At 38.5% G+C, this 20441-nt stretch carries 20 protein-coding genes; 4 read left to right on the plus strand and 16 right to left on the minus strand.

Annotated features, from left to right (window positions below; translation table 11 throughout):
* Window positions 1-48: 48 nt before the first annotated feature.
* The 5 genes from gcvH to RGU12_RS18385 all read right to left on the minus strand — a co-directional run bounded on the left by gcvH (window position 49) and on the right by RGU12_RS18385 (window position 6530).
* Window positions 49-432, minus strand: a complete 384-nt coding sequence (gene gcvH / locus RGU12_RS18365; RefSeq protein WP_116352922.1) for a glycine cleavage system protein GcvH — start codon at window positions 430-432, stop codon at window positions 49-51.
* A 99-nt stretch (window positions 433-531) separates the two neighbouring features.
* Window positions 532-891: an arsenate reductase family protein gene (locus RGU12_RS18370; RefSeq protein ID WP_309537312.1), complete on the minus strand. Its 360-nt coding sequence runs from the start codon at window positions 889-891 to the stop codon at window positions 532-534.
* Between the two features lie 161 nt (window positions 892-1052).
* Window positions 1053-2837, minus strand: a complete 1785-nt coding sequence (locus RGU12_RS18375) for an acyl-CoA dehydrogenase FadE (RefSeq protein WP_309537313.1) — start codon at window positions 2835-2837, stop codon at window positions 1053-1055.
* Window positions 2838-2897: 60 nt separating this feature from the next.
* The gene (locus tag RGU12_RS18380; RefSeq protein WP_309537314.1) at window positions 2898-4076 is read right to left on the minus strand and encodes an acetyl-CoA C-acetyltransferase; all 1179 of its coding nucleotides are present in this window, start codon (window positions 4074-4076) and stop codon (window positions 2898-2900) included.
* Between the two features lie 69 nt (window positions 4077-4145).
* On the minus strand, window positions 4146-6530 hold the full coding sequence (locus RGU12_RS18385; RefSeq protein WP_309537315.1) for a 3-hydroxyacyl-CoA dehydrogenase/enoyl-CoA hydratase family protein: 2385 nt from the start codon (window positions 6528-6530) through the stop codon (window positions 4146-4148).
* 245 nt (window positions 6531-6775) lie between these two features.
* Here RGU12_RS18385 and RGU12_RS18390 point away from each other — a divergent pair, with 245 nt between their 5' ends.
* Window positions 6776-6925, plus strand: a complete 150-nt coding sequence (locus RGU12_RS18390; RefSeq protein ID WP_309537316.1) for a YuzL family protein — start codon at window positions 6776-6778, stop codon at window positions 6923-6925.
* Between the two features lie 719 nt (window positions 6926-7644).
* Here the strand turns inward: RGU12_RS18390 and RGU12_RS18395 are convergent.
* Together RGU12_RS18395 and RGU12_RS18400 are read right to left on the minus strand one after the other, a co-directional pair.
* Window positions 7645-8841: an IS256 family transposase gene (locus RGU12_RS18395; protein WP_309535301.1), complete on the minus strand. Its 1197-nt coding sequence runs from the start codon at window positions 8839-8841 to the stop codon at window positions 7645-7647.
* Between the two features lie 335 nt (window positions 8842-9176).
* Entirely contained in the window at window positions 9177-10094 is a 918-nt protein-coding gene (locus RGU12_RS18400) for a proline dehydrogenase family protein (RefSeq protein ID WP_309537317.1), read from the minus strand.
* 198 nt (window positions 10095-10292) lie between these two features.
* Between RGU12_RS18400 and RGU12_RS18405 the strand changes: the two genes are divergently transcribed.
* The gene (locus RGU12_RS18405; RefSeq protein ID WP_309537318.1) at window positions 10293-10619 is read left to right on the plus strand and encodes a hypothetical protein; all 327 of its coding nucleotides are present in this window, start codon (window positions 10293-10295) and stop codon (window positions 10617-10619) included.
* 14 nt (window positions 10620-10633) lie between these two features.
* Entirely contained in the window at window positions 10634-10987 is a 354-nt protein-coding gene (locus RGU12_RS18410) for a spore coat protein (protein ID WP_309537319.1), read from the plus strand.
* Window positions 10988-11017: 30 nt separating this feature from the next.
* On the opposite strand, the gene RGU12_RS18415 is transcribed toward RGU12_RS18410, so the two are convergent.
* The 5 genes from RGU12_RS18415 to RGU12_RS18435 all read right to left on the minus strand — a co-directional run bounded on the left by RGU12_RS18415 (window position 11018) and on the right by RGU12_RS18435 (window position 14998).
* Entirely contained in the window at window positions 11018-11272 is a 255-nt protein-coding gene (locus tag RGU12_RS18415; protein ID WP_309537320.1) for a YusU family protein, read from the minus strand.
* A 1-nt stretch (window position 11273) separates the two neighbouring features.
* The gene (locus RGU12_RS18420; protein ID WP_309537321.1) at window positions 11274-12050 is read right to left on the minus strand and encodes an IucA/IucC family C-terminal-domain containing protein; all 777 of its coding nucleotides are present in this window, start codon (window positions 12048-12050) and stop codon (window positions 11274-11276) included.
* Between the two features lie 2 nt (window positions 12051-12052).
* On the minus strand, window positions 12053-12862 hold the full coding sequence (locus RGU12_RS18425) for an ABC transporter ATP-binding protein (protein WP_309538287.1): 810 nt from the start codon (window positions 12860-12862) through the stop codon (window positions 12053-12055).
* A gap of 76 nt (window positions 12863-12938) precedes the next feature.
* Entirely contained in the window at window positions 12939-13997 is a 1059-nt protein-coding gene (locus RGU12_RS18430) for a FecCD family ABC transporter permease (RefSeq protein WP_309537322.1), read from the minus strand.
* Window positions 13994-14998: a FecCD family ABC transporter permease gene (locus RGU12_RS18435; RefSeq protein WP_309537323.1), complete on the minus strand. Its 1005-nt coding sequence runs from the start codon at window positions 14996-14998 to the stop codon at window positions 13994-13996. Before RGU12_RS18435 ends, RGU12_RS18430 begins: the two co-directional genes overlap by 4 nt.
* A gap of 339 nt (window positions 14999-15337) precedes the next feature.
* Between RGU12_RS18435 and RGU12_RS18440 the strand changes: the two genes are divergently transcribed.
* A complete protein-coding gene (locus tag RGU12_RS18440) occupies window positions 15338-16309 on the plus strand; it encodes an ABC transporter substrate-binding protein (protein ID WP_309537324.1) in 972 nt (323 codons plus the stop codon).
* 43 nt (window positions 16310-16352) lie between these two features.
* On the opposite strand, the gene RGU12_RS18445 is transcribed toward RGU12_RS18440, so the two are convergent.
* The 4 genes from RGU12_RS18445 to RGU12_RS18460 all read right to left on the minus strand — a co-directional run bounded on the left by RGU12_RS18445 (window position 16353) and on the right by RGU12_RS18460 (window position 20434).
* The gene (locus RGU12_RS18445) at window positions 16353-17303 is read right to left on the minus strand and encodes a Gfo/Idh/MocA family protein (RefSeq protein WP_309537325.1); all 951 of its coding nucleotides are present in this window, start codon (window positions 17301-17303) and stop codon (window positions 16353-16355) included.
* A gap of 97 nt (window positions 17304-17400) precedes the next feature.
* Window positions 17401-18156, minus strand: coding sequence for a (S)-benzoin forming benzil reductase (locus RGU12_RS18450; RefSeq protein ID WP_309537326.1), 756 nt, complete (start codon window positions 18154-18156; stop codon window positions 17401-17403).
* A 110-nt stretch (window positions 18157-18266) separates the two neighbouring features.
* On the minus strand, window positions 18267-19349 hold the full coding sequence (locus RGU12_RS18455; RefSeq protein ID WP_309537327.1) for a Ger(x)C family spore germination protein: 1083 nt from the start codon (window positions 19347-19349) through the stop codon (window positions 18267-18269).
* Window positions 19346-20434, minus strand: coding sequence for a GerAB/ArcD/ProY family transporter (locus RGU12_RS18460; RefSeq protein WP_309537328.1), 1089 nt, complete (start codon window positions 20432-20434; stop codon window positions 19346-19348). Before RGU12_RS18460 ends, RGU12_RS18455 begins: the two co-directional genes overlap by 4 nt.
* Window positions 20435-20441 lie beyond the last annotated feature (7 nt).

Raw genomic sequence — 20441 nt, forward strand, 5'->3', positions numbered from 1 at the left:
AAAAGAGCCAGGTTAGGAATGCTCCTTTACTGGCTCTCGCGTTTTGAATTAGTCTTCTTTTATCATTTCTTCGTACTGCTCGGCTGTCATTAGGTTCTCTACATCTCCAGCATTTGCAGGTTCAATAACAATCATCCATGCTTTCTCATATGGAGATTCGTTTACGAATTCTGGACTATCATCAAGGTCTTCGTTGATTTCAACAACTTTCCCACTAATTGGTGCATAAAGCTCAGATACCGTTTTAACTGACTCAACACTACCGAACGGCTCGTCTGCTTGGATTTCGTCGCCAACCTCTGGTAGTTCAACGAATACGATATCTCCTAATTCAGACTGTGCAAAATCTGTAATTCCGATACGTACTTTATCCCCTTCAACTTTCACCCATTCATGTTCTTCAGAATAACGTAAATCTTTAGGTGTGCTCATTTTGTACCCTCCATTTAATTCGATTTTATGAAATACATTTTTGTTGAAATTGCTCAACAAGTGTTTATGTAAAAGACCTTAAAAAGGCTTTCATCCGATTTAATTTGTCCAATTCGCTTCAAAATTCGCTTCATTAAATCCAACTGTTACCTTATTTCCATCCGTAGTAAGTGGGCGTTTTATAAGCATTCCATCTGATGCAAGCAGGTCTAGCAATTCATCCTCTGATGCAGAACTGATTTTATCCTTCAACCCAAGTTCGCGGTATTTTTGACCACTTGTATTAAAGAATTTCTTTAATTCTAATCCACTGTTTTGGTACATTTCTTTTAATTGCTCTTTTGAAGGTGGATTCTCTACAATATGTATTTCCTCAAAGGCAACCTGATGCTCCTCTAACCACTTTTTTGCTTTACGACAAGTTCCACATTTCGGATACCAATAAAATGTTAATGCCATATTCTCACCACCTTATCTATCAAGAATATTTTAACATATTAAATTTTGAATGAAAAACCTTTCAATGTTCCACTGATTAATTTCGACTTAATTCCAGTTTATCCTGCAAAAAAAAGAAGAAAAAAAGCTCCTTCTAAAAAGGAGCTTCTTGGTACTTGTAATTATACTGTGTATTTTTCAGCCTCGATTAGGGTTGCTGCAATTTCTCGTTTCTTCGCAATCACATTTACAGGAGTAAAGCGAGTTAATTTACGCAATGCCGATCTCATCATGCGTAATACATCACCTTCTTCTGTCGCAACAAGAGTTTCTTTTGCATGTGCCTCAATTTCATTAAATGCTTCTTGAACAAATACTTGTGTATAAAGGATCTTTTGCTGATTCTTATCCTCACCTGATTTTTTGATTGCTTTTTCCGTGCGAAGAACGACTGATTCCATCGCATAAACATTTGCTGCGATATCTGCAATATTCGCAAGAATTTCTTGCTCTTTTTCAAGCTTTGGAGCGAATTTTTGGGCAGCAAGTCCAGCAATCATTAATCCTACCTTCTTCGCATTACGAACAAGGTACTTCTCTTGTTCTAGAACGCCTTCGCCCACTTCTTCAGGCATTAGCATCATAAGTTCTTCTTGAAGCTGTGTTGCTTTTTCAAGTAATGGTAATTCTCCTTTTAATGCTTTACGAAGAAACGTTCCAGGAACAAGTAAACGGTTAATTTCATTTGTACCTTCGAAAATTCGGTTAATACGTGAATCACGGTATGCTCTTTCGATCTCATATTCCTGCATGAATCCATATCCACCGTGGATTTGAACACCTTCATCCACAACATAATCTAATACTTCTGTATTGAAAAATTTATTGATTGAACATTCAATTGCATATTCGGCAATTGACTTCGCTACTTCTTTACCATTCTTTACTTCTTCGTCTGATAATTGACCCATGCGATCTTCAAAGTACCCGACCGTACGATACACACTAGATTCAGCCGCATAAATTTTTGCTGCCATGTTCGCCAATTTTTCTTGAATTAATCCGAATTTTGAGATTGGCGTTTTGAATTGCTGACGTTGATTTGCATATTTAACTGCAAGCTCGAATGCACTCTTAGCGCCACCAACTGCACCTACACCTAGCTTATAACGTCCAATGTTTAGGATGTTAAATGCAATCACGTGTCCTCTGCCCACTTCACCTAAAAGATTTTCAACTGGGACCTGTGCATCCTCAAGAATCAATGTACGAGTGGATGAACTTTTGATTCCCATTTTCTTTTCTTCCGCACCAGTTGATACTCCAGGAAATTCGCGTTCTACAATAAATGCTGAGAATTTATCACCGTCAATTTTTGCATATACAACGAACACATCCGCAAAACCGGCGTTCGTAATCCATTGTTTTTCACCATTTAGTACATAATGAGTACCTTCTGCATTTAATTTAGCAGTTGTTTTTGCACCTAGCGCATCAGAACCTGATCCCGGCTCTGTTAACGCGTAAGCTGCAAGTAACTCACCACTTGCTAATTTAGGTAGGTACTTTTGCTTTTGCTCTTCATTTCCAAAAAGAACAATTGGTAGAGAGCCAATACCAACATGTGCTCCGTGAGAAATAGAGAATCCTCCAGCTCTTGCCATTTTTTCAGCAATTAATGCAGAGCTTACTTTGTCTAGTCCTAGCCCGCCATACTCTTCTGGTACGTCTACTCCTAAAAGACCAAGCTCGCCTGCGCTTTTTAATAATGTTACCGAACGATCAAACTCATGATTTTCAAGATGTTCAATCTGTGGAAGAACCTCGTTTGCTACATAGTCCTCTGTTGTTTTTGCAATCATTTTATGTTCATCTTTGAAATCTTCAGGTGTAAAGACACGGTCTGCTTCGAGTTCTTCGATTAAAAAGCCTCCACCTAAAACGACTTTATCAGTTGCATTTGACATATTGTTTCCCCCTAAAAAGTATTCATTGGAGGCTAACCATGATATGGTTAGCCACTATCCTTATGCTAATAATTCAAAGACTCCGGCTGCTCCCATTCCGCCACCGATACACATCGTGACCACACCAAATTGTACGTTGCGGCGTTTCATTTCATGCATTAATGTAAGTGTTAATTTTGCTCCTGTGCACCCAAGTGGATGCCCAAGTGCAATCGCACCTCCATTTACATTTACGATCTCTTCATTAAGGCCAAGTTCACGAATTACTTGAAGTGATTGTGATGCAAAGGCCTCGTTTAATTCAAATAAGCCAATATCAGAAAGCTCAAGACCTGCCATTTTAAGAGCTTTTGGAATAGCTGCTACTGGACCGATTCCCATTACTTCAGGTGGTACCCCTGCTACAGCAAACGATCTAAATTTCACGAATGGTGTTAATCCTAAGCTAGTCGCTTTTTCACGATCCATCACCATTACTGCTGCTGCACCATCACTCGTTTGTGATGCATTACCTGCAGTAACTGAACCAGTTACTGAAAATGCTGGTCTTAATTTTGCTAATACTTCAAGATTCGTATCTTCACGTACCCCTTCATCCTGTGAGAATTGAACATGCTTTTCTACCAATTTATGATTGGAACCAACTTGTCGAAGAGTAACGTCCACTGGAACAATCTCATCTACAAATTTACCTGCCTTAATAGCAGCTGCAGCTTTTTGGTGACTTCTTACTGCAAAAGCATCTTGGTCTTCACGGCTAACACCATACTTGACCGCAACTTGTTCAGCAGTGTGACCCATCCCCATATAGTATTCAGGTGCTGTTTCGGCAAGCTTTGCATTGGGGCGAACCACATGCCCCATCATTGGGACTAAACTCATCGACTCTGCTCCACCCGCAATGGCTGTATCGGAGTGACCGAGCATAATTTTTTCTGCAGCATAGGCAATTGATTGGAGTCCTGAAGAACAATAACGATTCACAGTGATTGCTGGAACTGTATGCGGTAGTCCTGCTAATGCTCCAATATTTCGTGCCATATTTAAGCCTTGTTCTGCCTCAGGCATGGCACATCCTATAATTAAATCATCAATATTTCCTTCATAATTCCCTGCACGCTTTAATGTTTCTTTAACAACCAATGCTCCTAAATCATCCGGTCTTACATTTGCAAGAGTTCCTTTTTTCGCTTTTCCAACCGGGGTTCTCGCTCCGGCAACGATGACTGCTTCTCTCAATATATTCCCTCCTAACTTTTTAACCGCAGCAGGAGATTGAAGATTTCAATCTCCTTCAAGCATGTGGGTTTAGTTACGTAACGGTTTTCCTTTTACTAGCATGTGTTGCATTCTTTGCTGTGTCTTTGGTTCACCAACAAGGCTTAGGAATGCTTCACGTTCTAAGTCAAGTAAGTATTGCTCATCAACCTCGGTACCATATGGAACATTTCCACCTGCTATAACCCATGCAAGCTTCTTCGCAATCTTAAGATCATGATCTGAAATATAGCCTGAATATTTCATTGCTTGTGCACCTAAAAGGAGGGTTGCATAGCCTGTTTCACCAACCACTGGTACCTTCTTACGCACTGGAGCCTTATAGCCTTGTGCGGATAATGCCAATACGGATTGTTTTGCATCATAGACAAGGTGATCGCTGTTAAAGGTGATACCATCTTCTTTTGTTAAGAAGTTATTTGTTCGAGCTTCTTCAGCTGAATTTGAAACCTTTGCCATTGCGATTGTTTCGAATACTTTATTTGCGACATTTTGAAGGTTAACTTCTACTCCTGTAGGCATTCCTTGAAGGTGGTTGATATAAAGCTCCTTGTTACCACCACCACCAGGAATCACACCAACACCTACTTCAACTAGCCCCATGTACGTTTCGCTTGAGGCTTGAATTTTCGCTGCCGGTAAACAGATTTCTGCTCCTCCACCAAGGGTCATACCAAATGGTGCTACCACAACCGGCTTTTCACTGTATTTGATATTCATCATCGCTTGTTGGAAATTACGTACAACAAGATCAATGTCATAGAAATTGTCATCTTGTGCTTCCATTAAGATCATCGCAAGGTTTGCACCAACACAGAAGTTTTTCGCCTGGTTTCCGATGACTAGGCCTTTATAGTTTTTCGCCACTTCTTCTATGGAGTAATTGATCATCTGAATAATATCGAAACCGATTGCATTATTTGGTGATGTGAATTCTAATAAGGCGACATCATCACCTAAATCTATTAAACTAGCACCACTGTTTTTCTTAATGACGCCATTCGTTTCTTTTAATGTTTTTATATGAATATTCTTCGGATTTTCCTTAATAGCTTTGTATTTTCCATCTTGAAAATAAGATACAGAGCCATTTTCTTTTTTATAGAAAGAGGTATTCCCGTTTGCTAACATCTCTTTTATCCAAGCCGGTACAACAGAGCCTTCTGCTTCCATCTTCTTCACAGAATTTTCAAGACCGATTGCATCCCACATTTCAAATGGCCCCAACTGCCAGCCAAAGCCCCACTTCATTGCTTCATCAATGGCGACAATATCGTCCGCAATTTCACCTAGAAGATTAGCAGAATAGATAAGTGCTGGGCTTGTAATATTCCATAAAAGCTTTCCAGCGCGATCTTCAGTGTATAAGAGCGTTTTCAGCTTATTCGCAGTCCCTTTTACTTGTTTAATCGACGCAGTAACTGGTGTTTGAAGCTTCTTGCGCTCTTGATATTCAAGTGTTTCAGGATTTAATTCAAGGATTTCCTTACCCTGTTTCAAGAAGAAACCTTGACCTGATTTACTTCCTAACCATCCTTTTTCCTGCATTTTCTTCATGAAGTCAGGAACATTGAAAACTTCTTTTTCTTCTCCTTTCACTTGCTCATAAACATTATTTGCAACATGAATAAATGTATCAAGACCAACAACATCAAGGGTACGGAAGGTTGCACTCTTCGGCCGACCAATCATTGGACCTGTAACGGAGTCTACTTCACCAATGCTGTATCCGCCCTTAAGCATTTCACGAACAGTTACAAGCAAACCATATGTTCCAATTCGATTTGCAATGAAATTAGGTGTATCCTTCGCTTCAACAACACCTTTACCAAGTACATCCTCACCAAATGTTTTCATAAAAGTAAGCACTTCTGGGCTTGTGTTTTTTGTCGGAATCACTTCAAGCAACTTCAAATAGCGTGGTGGGTTGAAGAAGTGTGTTCCTAAAAAGTGTTTTTGAAAATCCTCTGAACGTCCTTCAGCCATTGCTTCAACCGAAATACCAGATGTGTTAGAGCTTACGATACTGCCTGGTTTTCTAACCTCATCGATTTGGCTAAAAACCTTTTTCTTAACATCAAGGTTCTCAACAACCACTTCAATAATCCAATCCACTTCTGAAAGCTTTGCCAAATCGTCTTCAAAGTTTCCAGTTGTAATAAGACCGATGTTTTCCTTAGAAGTAAGCGGCGCCGGCTTTTGTTTTAACAGCTTTTGAACCGCTGTATGACTTAAACGGTTTCGAACTTCTTTATCCTCAAGTGTAAGCCCTTTCTTTTTTTCTACTTCTAAAAGTTCACGAGGAACAATATCTAATAGTAAGGTAGGTATTCCGATGTTTGCTAAGTGTGCAGCAATACCTGAGCCCATAACTCCTGAACCAAGAACTGCAGCTCTTTTAATGCTTTGGATCATTCACAGTTTCCCCCTTCGATTCATTTTGAATGAATACTCATTCATTTTTCCTTCAAAAAAAATATCCCTTATTCATTTCAAGCCCATTGAATATTAAACATCCAAAAGAATGAGTTCCTTTATATCTAAATATAAATCAATATTTAAATTTTCGCAATATATTCACGAAACAATTTTTCTTTTTTTTGTTTATTCGTTTTTAAATAGTGAAACAGGGAATTCTAAAAATGGAGGTGACAATCCAAATGGCGAAAGTTGATAAAAACCCATCTAAACGCGCTGTTAGTGCAGCAAGTGTTAAAGGTAATGCAGGCCCTGATTCTAGGAAAAAATTCGGGAAAACCCAATCCACCAACCAACAATATGGAGCCCATAATACGGGTAGCGAAGAATAAGTAGAATTTTTTCAAATGCACCTTGGAAGAGAGTTTGTTGAAGGACTATTCGGTGTGATTTTGTAGGCGAAGGGGTCTTCATCACCGGGATGATGACATATTCATACCGAATCCCACAGTGGTTTGGTCTTCATGGCGATGAAGACTTTTTTATTCCGAATACTTCGGTGTTTCGGTCTTCATGAACGCTATGATGACATATTCATGCCGAATCCTTCGGTGATTTGGTCTTCATGACCGCGATGATGACCTTTTTATGCTGAATCCTTCGGAGTTTCGGTCTTCATAACCGCGATGATGACATATTCATGCTGAATCCTACGGTGGTTTGGTCTTCATGACCGCTATGATGACATATTCATGCCGAATCCTTCGGTGATTTGGTCTTCATGAACGCTATGATGACCTTTTTATGCTGAATCCTTCGGTGTTTCGGTCTTCATAACCGCGATGATGACATATTCATGCTGAATCCTACGGTGGTTTGGTCTTCATGACTGCTATGATAGTCAAGTCCTTAATGTTGTGTAAAAGTGTCAACAACGATAATCGGCCAATTAAAAATTTGTATAGAGACACTACATTTATTTCGAATTTACTTTGAGGGGCGGGTATGATAGCCTGGAGGGCAAGCCAGGTGTTGTTAAACTCCTGGCTTCCTGGCTTTACATCATGCCCGCCGGAGGCTCAATGTCAATTCGAAATTAGGCGTTCCGACGTTATTTGGCAGGTGACTTTTTTCTAATCCCCTCATTACTTCTTGTGTTTTTTTTCATTTCAAGTTCTTCATTTACTTGCATAAGGATAGCTCCAATCATTCTAAATGCAGATTGAGTATTTGGAAATATTCGGATGACTTGTTCTCTTCTTCTAACCTCTTGATTTAGGCGTTCCAGTGAATTTGTACTACGAATATATTGTTGAAATCTTACCGGTTCATTTAGGTATTGGATTGCATCTTCGAAGCCATCTTCTAAAGTTTGAATTGCTTTCTCCAGTTTTGGATTTTCTCCAAAACGTTCAAGAAACTCATCTTTAAACTTTCGGGCATCCTCTACACTTACAGCTTCAAAAATTCTTTTTAAACCAAGTTTTTCTTCATCTATCCCTTTTTTGGGAAGTACATTAAAGATATTTCGCTTGAGATGTACTGTACAACGTTGCCAAACCGTTCCAACAAAGACCTCTTTTAGAGCCTTTTTTAAGCCAGGATGTGCATCTGTAATAAATAGTTTTGGCGATTGTACTCCCCTAGATTGTAAGTGGTGTAAAAAGGCTTTCCATGCATCATAGCTCTCTACGTGATCTACTCTTACTCCAAGGATTTCTCGGCGGTTTTCTTCCGTAATGGCAGTAGCAATATAAACAGCTTTTGATACAACACGATTATGTTCGCGCACTTTAATATACATAGCGTCAGCAAAAATATAAGGATAGTATGTCGTATTCAACGGTCGATTTGCCCATGCGTTGACAATTGGATCGAGTTTTTCAGTAAGGGAAGAAACAAAAGACTTTGAAACACTTTCACCACATAATTGTTGAACTATATTTTTGACTTTTCGAGTAGACACACCGTTTACAACCATTTCTAGCATTGAAAGTACAAATGCTTGATCACACCGTGCATATTTTTCAAACAAGGAAGGTGAAAATCCTCCGTTGCGAGTACGAGGAACCTTTAGATTCACCCTACCAATACTCATAATGAGCTCGCGCTCATAGTACCCATTACGAGAATCAAATCGGTCATTAGTACGTTCATAAGCTCCAACTTGTAGATATTCGTCACGTTCTTTCTCCATCACAGAATTTAATACAAGAACAATCGAAGCTTTAATTACAGAGTCAATATCAGAATTCATTACTGATTCTTTTAAAAGATCGAGATCTAGGTTAAACTGTATTTGAGTCATTATTATTCCTCTTTTCTATGTTTTTCTTGGTCGTTAAACATTGTTGACAAAAAGGAATAAAATGACTCATTTTCTTTTTACACAATTATACGGACTTAATCGCTATGATGACATATTCATGCCGAATCCTTCGGTGATTTGGTCTTCATGAACGCTATGATGACCTTTTTATGCTGAATCCTCCGGTGTTTCGGTCTTCATCACTGCGATGATGACCTTTTCGCACCGAATCCTTCGGTTTTTCGGTCTTCATGGTTTAGTCTCATTTCATCAAACAAAAAGCAGCGCGAGAAAAACATTACTTTCTCGCACTGCTTTACATTTTTACAAACACTCTATTTCCCAAAAACACCCTTCAAAACGAATGCTACGTTTGCAGGGCGTTCTGCAAGACGTCTCATGAAATATCCATACCAGTCCGTTCCATACGGTACATACACGCGCATCGTATAGCCTTCTTTTACAAGTTCCTCATGGCGTTCTGAACGAATCCCATATAGCATTTGGAACTCAAATTGGTCATGGCTGATATTATGTTCCTTAACTAATTCCTTCGTATATTGAATGATGGCCTCATCGTGAGAAGCAACTGCCGTGTAGTTGCCATTTAGGAGATGCATTTTTATGATTTTCTTAAAGTTCTCATCTACATCCTTCTTCTCAGGAAATGCTACTTCCGGAGATTCCTTATAGGCACCCTTAACAAGGCGAAGATTAGGATGGTACTCATTTAAGTCTTCAATATCTTTTACAGTCCGATACAGATATGCTTGAATAACCGTTCCTACATTGTCGTAATCTTTACGAAGCTTTTTAAAGGTTTCGATTGTCTTCTCACATCTGGAGTAATCCTCCATATCGATCGTCACGAAGACATCGTTTTCTTTTGCTGCATCAAGAATTCTTCGCATATTATTCATCACAACTTCATCTGAAATGTCCAATCCCATAGAGGTCATTTTTAAGGAAAGTTGTGCATTTAATTTTTCCCGGCCAATTGCTTTTATTGCCTCAATGGATCCGTCAGCCATCATATTTGCTTCTTCAATACTATCGACAAATTCACCAAGATAATCAATGGTGACCGCAAGGCCTTTTGCATTAAGCTCTTTAATTTTTTTTACAGCTAAATCAATTGTTTCCCCAGCAACAAATCGTGCAGCACCAAAGCGTAAGCCATATTTTCTAGCAAGTTTTGTAAACGCTTTATTTTTTGACAAAAATAAAAAGAAATTTCGTAAAACTTGTTCCATTCCAAGTTCCCCCTCGAAACGTACTCTAGTTGCAATTCTATAAATCTCTTAATTTCACATATAGTTTATCACGTTTATTTTAACTTGAATATACATCTAAAAAAAATATTAATCGCTTACAGTAGTATTGTATGCATTGCATACAAAAACGTTTTATTGGCATCCTAATAGCGAAAATAGGTTAAGGAGGGTTTTCTTATGCAACAACAGCAATCACAACAGCAGCAGCAACAGCAACCTTTTTATACACCAAAGGGACCACAAATGTCAGAGGCACCAGCGGTAATTACAACAAAGGATCTGTTGTATTTAACCGATATGATGTCATGGAACCTTTTAGCATTAAAAAAGGCACACTTTTATGCGGGTCAATGTCAGATGTCTGAAATCTCTCAAGCGCTAGAAAAGGCATGTCAAATGCACGAGCGCCACTATAACCAGATTTTAGATCATATGCAAAAGCATACAGGTCAACAGCCACAGCAACCAAATCAAGGCCAAATTCAAAGCCAGCAAATGCAATAAAGGGGGCTACATAAATGAATCAGCAAATGAATCAAAATCAAAACCAAGTAAAAAATCCTAAAACGAGTGTACCAAAAACACCACAAATGAATGATCGTGATTTTATTAACGACATGTTAGCAACTGAAAAGTATATGACAGCTGCTTATAGCACTGCGTTAAATGAAATGAGTCATGACGGTTTATATGAGGATATCCGTTCCATTTTTAATGAAACACAGGATTGTCAGAGAGAGCTATATAATCTCATGTTTAAAAATGGCTGGTATAAGCTTGAGGAAGCAGAAACACAAAAAGTTCAACAAAAGCTACAACAGTTTTATAACTATACAACGACACAATTTCCAGACCATAACACTGTCCAATAAAAAAAGAGATGGAGCCCACTAATTGGTGCTTCATCTCTTACTTGTGTTTGAACGATGTGCTTCATTTAATGTTTTAATTTCTGCAATGATTTCCTTAATGCCTTCTTTTGCATCTGGATACGTTTCGTTCCAGTGCTTAGCAAGTGGTGGCATTGATTTTGAAATATGCATATAAAGCGACCAAAGCTTTACTTTTTCTTTTAATTCAGGTGAACTTTCACCAAGTAAAAGCTCTGTGTATTTTTCTAGCAATCCATCAACTTGTTCTTCTATTTTTTGATTCATCTTATTTATCTCCTATTTTGCAATTTAACGGACATGTTTTACAGCGGTCTTCGGTAGTGGTTGTCTTATAATAAAGACAGCACGTTTTCCTAGTTCGGATGTTTTGGTCGTATTCTGCTCGATATGCCTTTACACCAAAATAACGTGATAACGGGTTGAAAGCAATCGGACCGAATAGTTCCCCTTCTGCCATCTTCACAAGATACTCAAAATCCTCTTCTATGATCTTTCGTTTATCATCAAACGCATGTGTTGCCAATACAGATTCATAGAGCCAATACACATAAATGGCGACATTTTCCCATAGAACCTTTTTCGATAATCCCGAATGTTTTGTAAGAATTATGATAACTTCATGGATGTGATCATGAAAAATAGCGCGAATTGTATCGTCTCGCCAACTTTCTCGAGAATCGGAAGGTGCTGACACGGTCTGAAGGTCTGTGAAATAGAATTTCGGATTCCAATACCACATTTTCTCTTCTTCACTTGTTTCCAACGAGATGTTGGACAATGACACATTTAATCGTTTGTTGAAAACCGTCATCGCAAACAAATTAAGGACCGCGAAAAATCCATAACGCTTCATGAACATGGAGGCTGCTACACGTTTATCGGGTGCTGAAATCTTTTGCCCGACATTGTCTAAATACTGTTGGATTATTTTTTCATCACAAAGCTCGATTACAGGCCTTGATAGGCTTGATTGAAATCGCCTGTCACTAAAACGGAACTCCTTTAATTGTTCGATTTCCGCTTCTAAAAGGAGATTTGACATTGTTATACTCCTACCTTATTTAATATACACCGCCCCTTGCCGTGTGGAATGCACAAAGGTGTACCGAACAAAGGATCAACGGCAATTTCACAATCCATTCCAAACACATCTTTTACAAGGCTGCTATTCACAACAAGCTCAGGTTTTCCCTGACCATAAATTTGTTTATCTTTTATCGCTACAATATGATGGGCATAGCGGCATGCTAAATTTAAATCATGTAAAACCATGATGATCGTTCGTTTTTCAGTTTCGTTCAGTTCAAATAAAAGGTCGAGAATCTCGATCTGATGCGTCATATCAAGATAGGTGGTTGGTTCATCTAGTAAAATAATATCGGTTTGCTGAGCAAGCGTCATCGCAATCCAAGCACGTTGGCGTTGACCACCCGAGAGAGAATCGACGGTTCGCTCGGCAAAAACTGTCATATTGGTCGCTTCTAAAGCATGATTAACTATTTTTTCATCTTCTTCCGTCCATTGCTTGAGCCAGTTTTGATAAGGGTAACGACCTTGTTTAACTAACTGGAGAACAGTCAAACCTTCAGGAGCAGTTGGTCCTTGCGGAAGAATAGCAAGCTTTCGTGCTACTTCTTTTGTCGGAAGCTTTGCAATCGCCTCTCCTTCTAAGAGAACAGCGCCTTGTTTTGGCTTTAGAAGTCTTGCTAAAGAACGCAGCAAGGTTGATTTGCCGCATCCATTTCCACCTATAAAAACAGTGATTTCACCTTTTGGTAACTCAAGATGTAAATCTTCAATGATAATGGAGTCGCCATACGACAGAGTCAAGTTTTCCGTTTTCAATGCATTCATCAAGTACGCCCCCTTCCAAATCTATGTTAAAAATCCGCAGCTGAAAGAACTGGATTTTTGCTAAGCTAATAACTCTCTACCTATTTCTACTCTTATAGAGTAAATAGATAAAATATGGTGCACCTATTGCAGCGGTAAATACGCCAGCAGGAACTTCCGTTGGTGAAAATACGGTTCTGCCAATTAAATCTGCCAACATCACAAGGATTCCCCCTAGAAGAGCTGCAGTTGGAATCAATGCGCCAAAGGCTGAACCTACCATTCTGCGCGCCATATGGGGTGCCATTAACCCAACAAAACCGATCCCCCCAGCAAACGCAACCGCACTGCCTGTTAATGCTGTACTTGCTAGTAATAATAGAAATCGTTGCTTCTGAACGTCACTTCCAACACCAGTTGCAAGCTCTTCTCCTAGCTCTTGAATGTTTAAGTTGCGTGCGAGCATCAAGCAGATGATTACTAAAATGATGACAACAGGACTTAGAATTTGTACATTTGCCCATGTTGACCCATTTACAGTTCCGGTAATCCAGATATTCGCTTGACTTGCTTGATAAATCGGTCCCATTACCATAAATGTAGTTGTCAGAGCTTGTGTGAGGGCTGAAAACCCAATTCCTATTAATACAAGTCGTATAGGTGATACACCATTTTTCCAAGCCAAAATATACACTAAAAAAGCAACAATAGTTGCACCAATAAATGCAGCAACTGGCATCCATTTAATACTTACAGTTAATGCATTACTTGAATTTGAGAAGAACGCTAAAAAAGCAACAACTGCAACAGACGCACCACCTGTAATTCCTAGAATATCTGGTGAAGCAAGTGGATTTCGAATAATTCCTTGTAAAATACTCCCGGCAACTGCAAGTGCCATTCCTACTAAAAAGGCAATGATAATTCGTGGTAAACGGAAGGATGTAACGACCAATTGCTCCATTCGGGTACCATATCCAAATAGTGTTTTCACAACCGTAATAGGGTCGATCTTCATTTCCCCAAGTCCGGTACTTACTAAAAACAGGATCGTTGCTACTGTTACTAAAATAAAAATCTTTATAAATGCTTTATTGTCAATTAAAAAAGAGATTTTTCCCTTTTTACCAATTCGAAAGGCTCTATATTTATTCATACTTTGCGAAACCCCTTTCTCGCTACATATATAAAGAAAGGTGTTCCAATTAGGGCCGTCATAACACCTACTGGCACTTCTTCTGGCATGACTATATACCGAGCCGAGATATCAGCTAAGAGTAGTAAAACGCCACCAAGAATCCCACTAAATGGAAGAATCCAACGATGGTCAATGCCGACCAAAGCCCGCGCAAGGTGTGGAATGACAATACCGATAAACCCAATTGGCCCTGCCACAGCCACTGCCCCACCAGCTAACAGAATGATGGTTATGGCTGTTAAAAGCTTAACTGTACCTGTTCGCTGTCCGAGTCCTTTTGCTACATCTTCACCCATTGATAGGATATTGATTTTATTCGCTAAGAGTAATGATGCAACCCAAGCAACTCCCAAATAGGGAAGAACACTTGTAAGCATTTCAAGCTTTCTTCCTTGAATAGAGCCTGCTAGCCAGAATAATACTTGGTCTAGCGCCATCTCATCGATGACGAGTAACCCTTGGGTAAAGGAAGAAAACATGGCAGCAATTGCCGCACCTGCTAATGTTAATTTCATGGGGGTGAGACCTTCCCGTCCAAGTGAACCGATGAAATAAACGATAAACGCTGCAACCGCAGCCCCTAAAAAGGCCACCCAGGTAAAGGCTTGTAAGGAATTAATTGAGAAAATAGAAACAGCAGCAACGATAAAAAAACCCGCTCCTGCATTGACCCCAAAAATTCCTGGTGATGCTAATGGATTCTTCGTTAGGGCTTGCATAAGAGCTCCTGCTATTCCCAAGCTTGCTCCAACAGCTGTAGCAATGAGAGCACGTGGAAGTCGAATTGTTTCAATGATAATATGTTCATTTGAGCCATTATAAGCTGTAAATGTTTCATAGGCTATTTTCCAAGATGTATCTGTGTATCCATATACAATGCTTGCACATATCGATACAAGCAATACTAAAATTCCGATCACAAGTCCTGCAAGTTTTGCTTGATTTGATTTTAAAACCATTTATTTAATACTCCTTGAGTAATTAGAAAGCGCAAGGCGCCCACATAGCGGCTTAGAACCGATGGCGCTAGCCATAGTTAGAAACACATGTATGACTTTGGTAAAACATGTTTATGTTAATATTAGATGTTTTTAGATAGGTTTAGCTTCTCTTATGCCTTCTTATACATAGCAAAGGTCAAGAAAAATTAGTAACTTATTTCTCTTTTAGTCTATTGGAAATGAGAATGATTGTCAACGTAATGAAAATCATTCTCAATTTTGTATTGACTAATATTTCAAATCACTTTATTATCATAAGTAAATGAAAATCATTATCAATTAACAGGAGGATACATAATGAACTTTAGAAAGAAAACTTATCTTGGATTTCTTACGTTGGCTGTATTTTCACTATTATTGACTGCTTGTGGCGCTGCAGACAATACCGACAAGAATGGAGAAGTTGAAAGTCCTAATACATACACAGTTGAACATGCGATGGGTTCTACACCGATTAACAAAGATCCAAAACGAATTGTTGTTTTAACAAATGAAGGCACAGAGGCTATACTGGCAATGGGAGTTAAGCCTGTTGGCGCTGTTCGTTCTTGGATTGGGGATCCTTGGTATGCTCATATTGAGGATCAAATGGAAGGTGTAGAAGTTGTTGGTGAAGAAAGCAATGTAAATATTGAAGCAATTGCTGCACTTGAGCCTGATTTAATCATTGGTAATAAGATGCGTCAGGAAAAAATTTATGAACAATTAAAAGCGATAGCGCCAACTGTTTTTGCTGAAGACTTGCGTGGAGATTGGCAAAAAAACTTTACCCTCTATTCAAAAGCAATCAATAAAGAGGAAGAAGGAAAGAAAGTTCTGGCTGATTTTGATGACCATTTAAATAAAGTAAAAGAAAACATTAATACGGATACTGAAGTTTCTGTTGTCCGTTTTATGGAAGGTCGAACTCGAATTTATTATACAAATTCTTTCTCAGGGGTTATTTTTGAACAATTAGGCTTGAAGCGTCCACAGCAACAGGTTGATTTGTTTGCTCAAGACCAAAATGATCAATTCGCTCGAGAAGTTGACCAAGAAAAGATTCCACTTATGGATGGAGATGTCATTTTTTATTTTACCTATGAAACAGGTAATGGCGAAGCAACAAAGGTCGAAGAAGAATGGATTAATAATCCGTTATGGAAAGGATTAAATGCGGTGAAGGAAGGCAATGTTCACAAAGTAAGTGATCCTATTTGGAACACTGCAGGTGGTGTCCTAGCAGCTAATCTTATGCTTGATGATATTGAAAAATACATGGCAAAGTAAAAATGGGCTCCCGCCGTCGGATCGGTGGGAGCTTTTCGTTTGTTTATTTATCTCTAAGCTTTTCTAAAATAGTCTGCGCCTCATATCCATCCTTAAATGTATATAGGTGACTTTCTCTTCCAGCAATTGCAGCAACGACATGGTCAATAAGTGTTGAGGTTTCTTCCTTTTCATTTTCAATCGAATGAATCTCCTCACCTAGCTTACCACCTTCAAGTTTACCCCAATCTATTAGTGAAAGAGTCCCCTCAGTACCATAAGCCGTGTAGGCAATTCGCTCAGTTCCGGCAATCTGACTCATACCATTGATTAAAATTGGTGCTCCATTTGCTAATGCTAATGAGGCAATAACGCCGGTTTCACATCTGGTCGTATCCTTAGGAAGTTCCAAGCGACTATTTAAATGCGTAATGGAACCAAAAATACGTTGGGTTAATTGAATAAAATGAACCCCTACCTCCAAGACAAAACCACCTTGTTCACGACCCGCCACCCAATCATTCTGCTGCCAAAGACGCGGCCAATTAGGGAAATTCATTGAAAGTTCAAGTTTTCGTAATTGACCTATGTATCCTTCTTTAATCAACTGGTCAAAGGTATTTGCTGGACTACTATAGTTAAGCGGGAAATTCATAGCATGAATAATTCCTGCTTGCTCAGCTTTTTCGAACATTTCCTTAGCCTCTTCGACCGAATTCGCGAGAGGTTTTTCACATAACACATGTATCCCTTTTTCAATGACATCCATGGTAACGGCATGATGATATTTTGGTGGAACAGCTACATACACTAGATCCAAATCCTCTTCCGCTAGCATTTTATTGTGACTATCATACCAGTTAATTCCACCAAGTTTATCTGCCATCTTTGCGGCACGCTCTTTATCGGTATCAACGACTGCTTGAACGGTTGTATGTTTATTGGCGTTAAAGCCATGGATGAGTCTTTCTCCAATAGCTCCAAGACCGATTACTCCTACTCGTATTTGTTCCATTTTACCTCTCCCCCTCTTTCTCCATTATAATTCCGACCCTTTGAATCGTCTACGAAACATACTCATAAAAATAACCCCTTTTAAAGGGGTTTTCGAATTATACAAATGATTTTATATCATAGACATGACCATTGATTAATTCCTGATTTAGGATTAGGTCTAGGATTACTCCAGCAACAAAATCAGGCGACCTTAGCATGCCTTTCTCATTAAATTCAATAAATTGCTCGACCTCTGTGAAATCCTCTTTTTTTGTTTTTCGGATTACTTCTTGCATTTCTGTATCCATGACACCCGGTGAAAAGGAAATCATGGTTACTGGATGCTCAGCTATTTCCTGCTCAAAACCAACTGATTTTGTGAACATATCAATACCTGCTTTGGTCGAAGAATATGCAGTCCATCCATGTCTTGCACGCTTAGCAGCACCTGATGAAATATTCACAATCACCTTTTTGGTCGCAAATGATGCTGTATGCTTAATAAAATAGGAACTTACGATCATTGGAGCCAACAGATTGACATGAATACTTTCCGTTAGTTCTCTTGGACTTGCCTTTCCAATCGGCTTAATTGGATCAATCGTTCCAGCATTGTTTACTAAGTAGATTCCTTCTGCATTTGAGAAATCAATAGATGAAAAAATTCGTTCCATTACTTTTTCAATCTCTTCTGTTTTATGGAGATCACAAGAAAAGTAATATAGATTGATTCCTTTTTCAGACGCCATTTCTTTTAATTCATTGTTTTGTTTCCTTGAGATACAAAATAAGGTATGATTCTTGTCCATAATTTGTTTTACAATGGATTCTCCCAATCCCCTAGATGTACCAGTAATAATAAAATATTTCAAATAAGACACTCCCAATAGACTTTTATCTTTTCCACCATTTACAAAAGTATATCATACCCTATTGAACACTTGTTGAGAGGAAAAAAGTAAGCAAATTGTACTTTACCATTTTATTCAGTAATTCCCGTCTCAATTAGTTTTACCTTTGCATGCACTGCTATTTCTATATTCGGATATTCAAGTTGCCATTTTTTAAAATCTAAACTGCGAACTGAATGTCTAGCTATATACCCAATCCCTACCGGGTCAATATTTTTTTCCTGAAAATGTTTTAGCATTTCTTCAGATTTTTCCTTAATGATACTTTCGAGTTGAGTAATAATCTGTTTGGTGATTTCTGGAGTTGCCTTTTGCCCGGAAAACTCACTTAATATCCCCTCAAACTTAATTGTAATGTTTACCTTTGGCTTCCCATGCACATCCTCTACCTTAATTTCCCTTTTTGTTTTAATCCGTTTGACGGACGCATACTCATCCGTATCCTTTAATCGTAATGTATAAGACCCCTCACCATAATTTTCGACCAAGGCTTTAAAAAAGAACAAATTTTCTTCTTTAATTTTTGATACCATTGTTCCATTTTGAAACAAAGCTAAGCCCGTGATTTCCATCTTATCTCCGATTAATTTTAATGTGGGAAGATAAGGGTCCATCCCTTCCATATAATTCAAATATAAAAAGGTATGAAGATCAGACTTTGGTACATCTTGTTTTTGGATATTATGTTCTAATATCGTGGAAAGATATTCCCCTGTTCCCCTGTTTCCTAAGTTTTTTTCTAAAACATCCCTTGTCTTCCCCTCAACAATACCTAAATAAACTTGTGCTCCAACACTTGCATCCCGTTGAAGCGCATCAATATACCGTAAAACCCCGTTTTTCGCTAACTCATCTTCATATAAAGCAACTCGTAGACCACCTGTGACGAGTGGGTCCGCCGATTGTTTTTGTAATACATTTATAATTTCTTTTGCCAAGACTGACTCGTCAGAAAAACTGGCATTGTCGATACTTTTATCCGCATTAAAAACAGGGATAGCAGCTGTACCTCTAATTTTTTGTCCTTCAGCACGGTCAAACCCAATAGCTGAAACGACATTAACCTCATCAATGATTTCTTCGGATACTCTACCATATACAATCGTTAGGACTAAAACGGCAGTTAACACAATTCCTGTTAGGATCTTTTTCATTTATTCTTCCTCACTTTACGAATGACTAGTGTGAGTACAAAAAGGATAGGAATATAAACAAAAACAGTATAGAAACCAAAATTTGACATGTATTCGTTAAGCTTATCTATCCCTTGGCGTGTTTTTAAGAAACTGCTTGCCACCCAAACAACTGGTAAAATGAAAAGCAGCACTTTTCGTTGTTGAACGGAAAATACCTTTTTAATGCCTCTGCTTGCACCCCAGATCGAAATACAGATATTAGGAAGGATGATAAAAAACCAAGATGCTACTCCGACATATTCAAACCTCTCCACAAAAGGCATAACAATTGTTTTAAACATGGATAAAGTTGCCCAAATATGTTTATCTAACTGACCAGAACTGTAGAACATAATGGTTGTAATTATCGTAATTAAGTATAGACCTGTCGTAGCTAAGACGCCAAGGTGGGCCCATTTCTGAGAACTTTTAGGATTTTTAATAAATGGATAAAAGATTAACAGCGTTTCAAAGCCGAGAATACTCAAGGTCATATCCCTTGTTGCTTGTGCAATTTCTGTAAAAGAATGATTCAAGATAGGTACTAAGTTTCGTACATGTGCAAATTCTAAAGGAAAAAAAACTAATAGAAGAATGTAGACCGGCAGAACAATGCTAAAAAAGCTAATCCCGGTTACTGTTCTAAAACCACCTAAAATAATATAGTACGTGAGTGCCAATGCAAAAAAACCAAAAACCCAGGCATTTAATTCTGGAAACATCCAAACTTGAACAACCTCAATATAGGTGCGTAAAACAGTGATTGATAAAGCCATAAGATACACGACAAATAAAAGGCTAAAAACCCCCCCAATCCATTTCCCGAAAACCTCTTTATGAACTTCAATTATGTCCCCTTTTGAATCATTTAATATTTTATACATCATCCACACAATAACGTGTACTGCAGCTCCGGCTAGAATAACGGCAATCCAACTGTCATACCCTGCTGATTTTGCAATGATTCGTTGGAAACCAAGTATCCCTACCCCTATCTGCATGGAATGAATTAAGAAAAATACAAAAAAAGGAGATACTAAAAATGATTCTTTGATCCTTTCCATAGTTGCA

The organism is Ferdinandcohnia sp. QZ13 (genome assembly GCF_031324165.1).
Taxonomy (GTDB): Bacteria; Bacillota; Bacilli; order Bacillales; family Bacillaceae_L; genus Ferdinandcohnia.

Excerpts from the sequence above, each read along its gene's own strand:
- RGU12_RS18435 (WP_309537323.1), bottom strand. The coding sequence starts at position 14,998 with ATGGTTTTAAAATCAAATCAAGCAAAACTTGCAGGACTTGTGATCGGA.
- RGU12_RS18415 (WP_309537320.1), bottom strand. The coding sequence starts at position 11,272 with ATGAATCAAAAAATAGAAGAACAAGTTGATGGATTGCTAGAAAAATAC.
- RGU12_RS18460 (WP_309537328.1), bottom strand. The coding sequence starts at position 20,434 with ATGGAAAGGATCAAAGAATCATTTTTAGTATCTCCTTTTTTTGTATTT.
- RGU12_RS18440 (WP_309537324.1), top strand. The coding sequence starts at position 15,338 with ATGAACTTTAGAAAGAAAACTTATCTTGGATTTCTTACGTTGGCTGTA.
- RGU12_RS18425 (WP_309538287.1), bottom strand. The coding sequence starts at position 12,862 with ATGAATGCATTGAAAACGGAAAACTTGACTCTGTCGTATGGCGACTCC.
- RGU12_RS18410 (WP_309537319.1), top strand. The coding sequence starts at position 10,634 with ATGAATCAGCAAATGAATCAAAATCAAAACCAAGTAAAAAATCCTAAA.
- RGU12_RS18445 (WP_309537325.1), bottom strand. The coding sequence starts at position 17,303 with ATGGAACAAATACGAGTAGGAGTAATCGGTCTTGGAGCTATTGGAGAA.
- RGU12_RS18430 (WP_309537322.1), bottom strand. The coding sequence starts at position 13,997 with ATGAATAAATATAGAGCCTTTCGAATTGGTAAAAAGGGAAAAATCTCT.
- RGU12_RS18395 (WP_309535301.1), bottom strand. The coding sequence starts at position 8,841 with ATGACTCAAATACAGTTTAACCTAGATCTCGATCTTTTAAAAGAATCA.
- RGU12_RS18420 (WP_309537321.1), bottom strand. The coding sequence starts at position 12,050 with ATGTCAAATCTCCTTTTAGAAGCGGAAATCGAACAATTAAAGGAGTTC.
- RGU12_RS18405 (WP_309537318.1), top strand. The coding sequence starts at position 10,293 with ATGCAACAACAGCAATCACAACAGCAGCAGCAACAGCAACCTTTTTAT.
- RGU12_RS18455 (WP_309537327.1), bottom strand. The coding sequence starts at position 19,349 with ATGAAAAAGATCCTAACAGGAATTGTGTTAACTGCCGTTTTAGTCCTA.
- RGU12_RS18385 (WP_309537315.1), bottom strand. The coding sequence starts at position 6,530 with ATGATCCAAAGCATTAAAAGAGCTGCAGTTCTTGGTTCAGGAGTTATG.
- RGU12_RS18370 (WP_309537312.1), bottom strand. The coding sequence starts at position 891 with ATGGCATTAACATTTTATTGGTATCCGAAATGTGGAACTTGTCGTAAA.
- RGU12_RS18375 (WP_309537313.1), bottom strand. The coding sequence starts at position 2,837 with ATGTCAAATGCAACTGATAAAGTCGTTTTAGGTGGAGGCTTTTTAATC.
- gcvH (WP_116352922.1), bottom strand. The coding sequence starts at position 432 with ATGAGCACACCTAAAGATTTACGTTATTCTGAAGAACATGAATGGGTG.
- RGU12_RS18390 (WP_309537316.1), top strand. The coding sequence starts at position 6,776 with ATGGCGAAAGTTGATAAAAACCCATCTAAACGCGCTGTTAGTGCAGCA.
- RGU12_RS18400 (WP_309537317.1), bottom strand. The coding sequence starts at position 10,094 with ATGGAACAAGTTTTACGAAATTTCTTTTTATTTTTGTCAAAAAATAAA.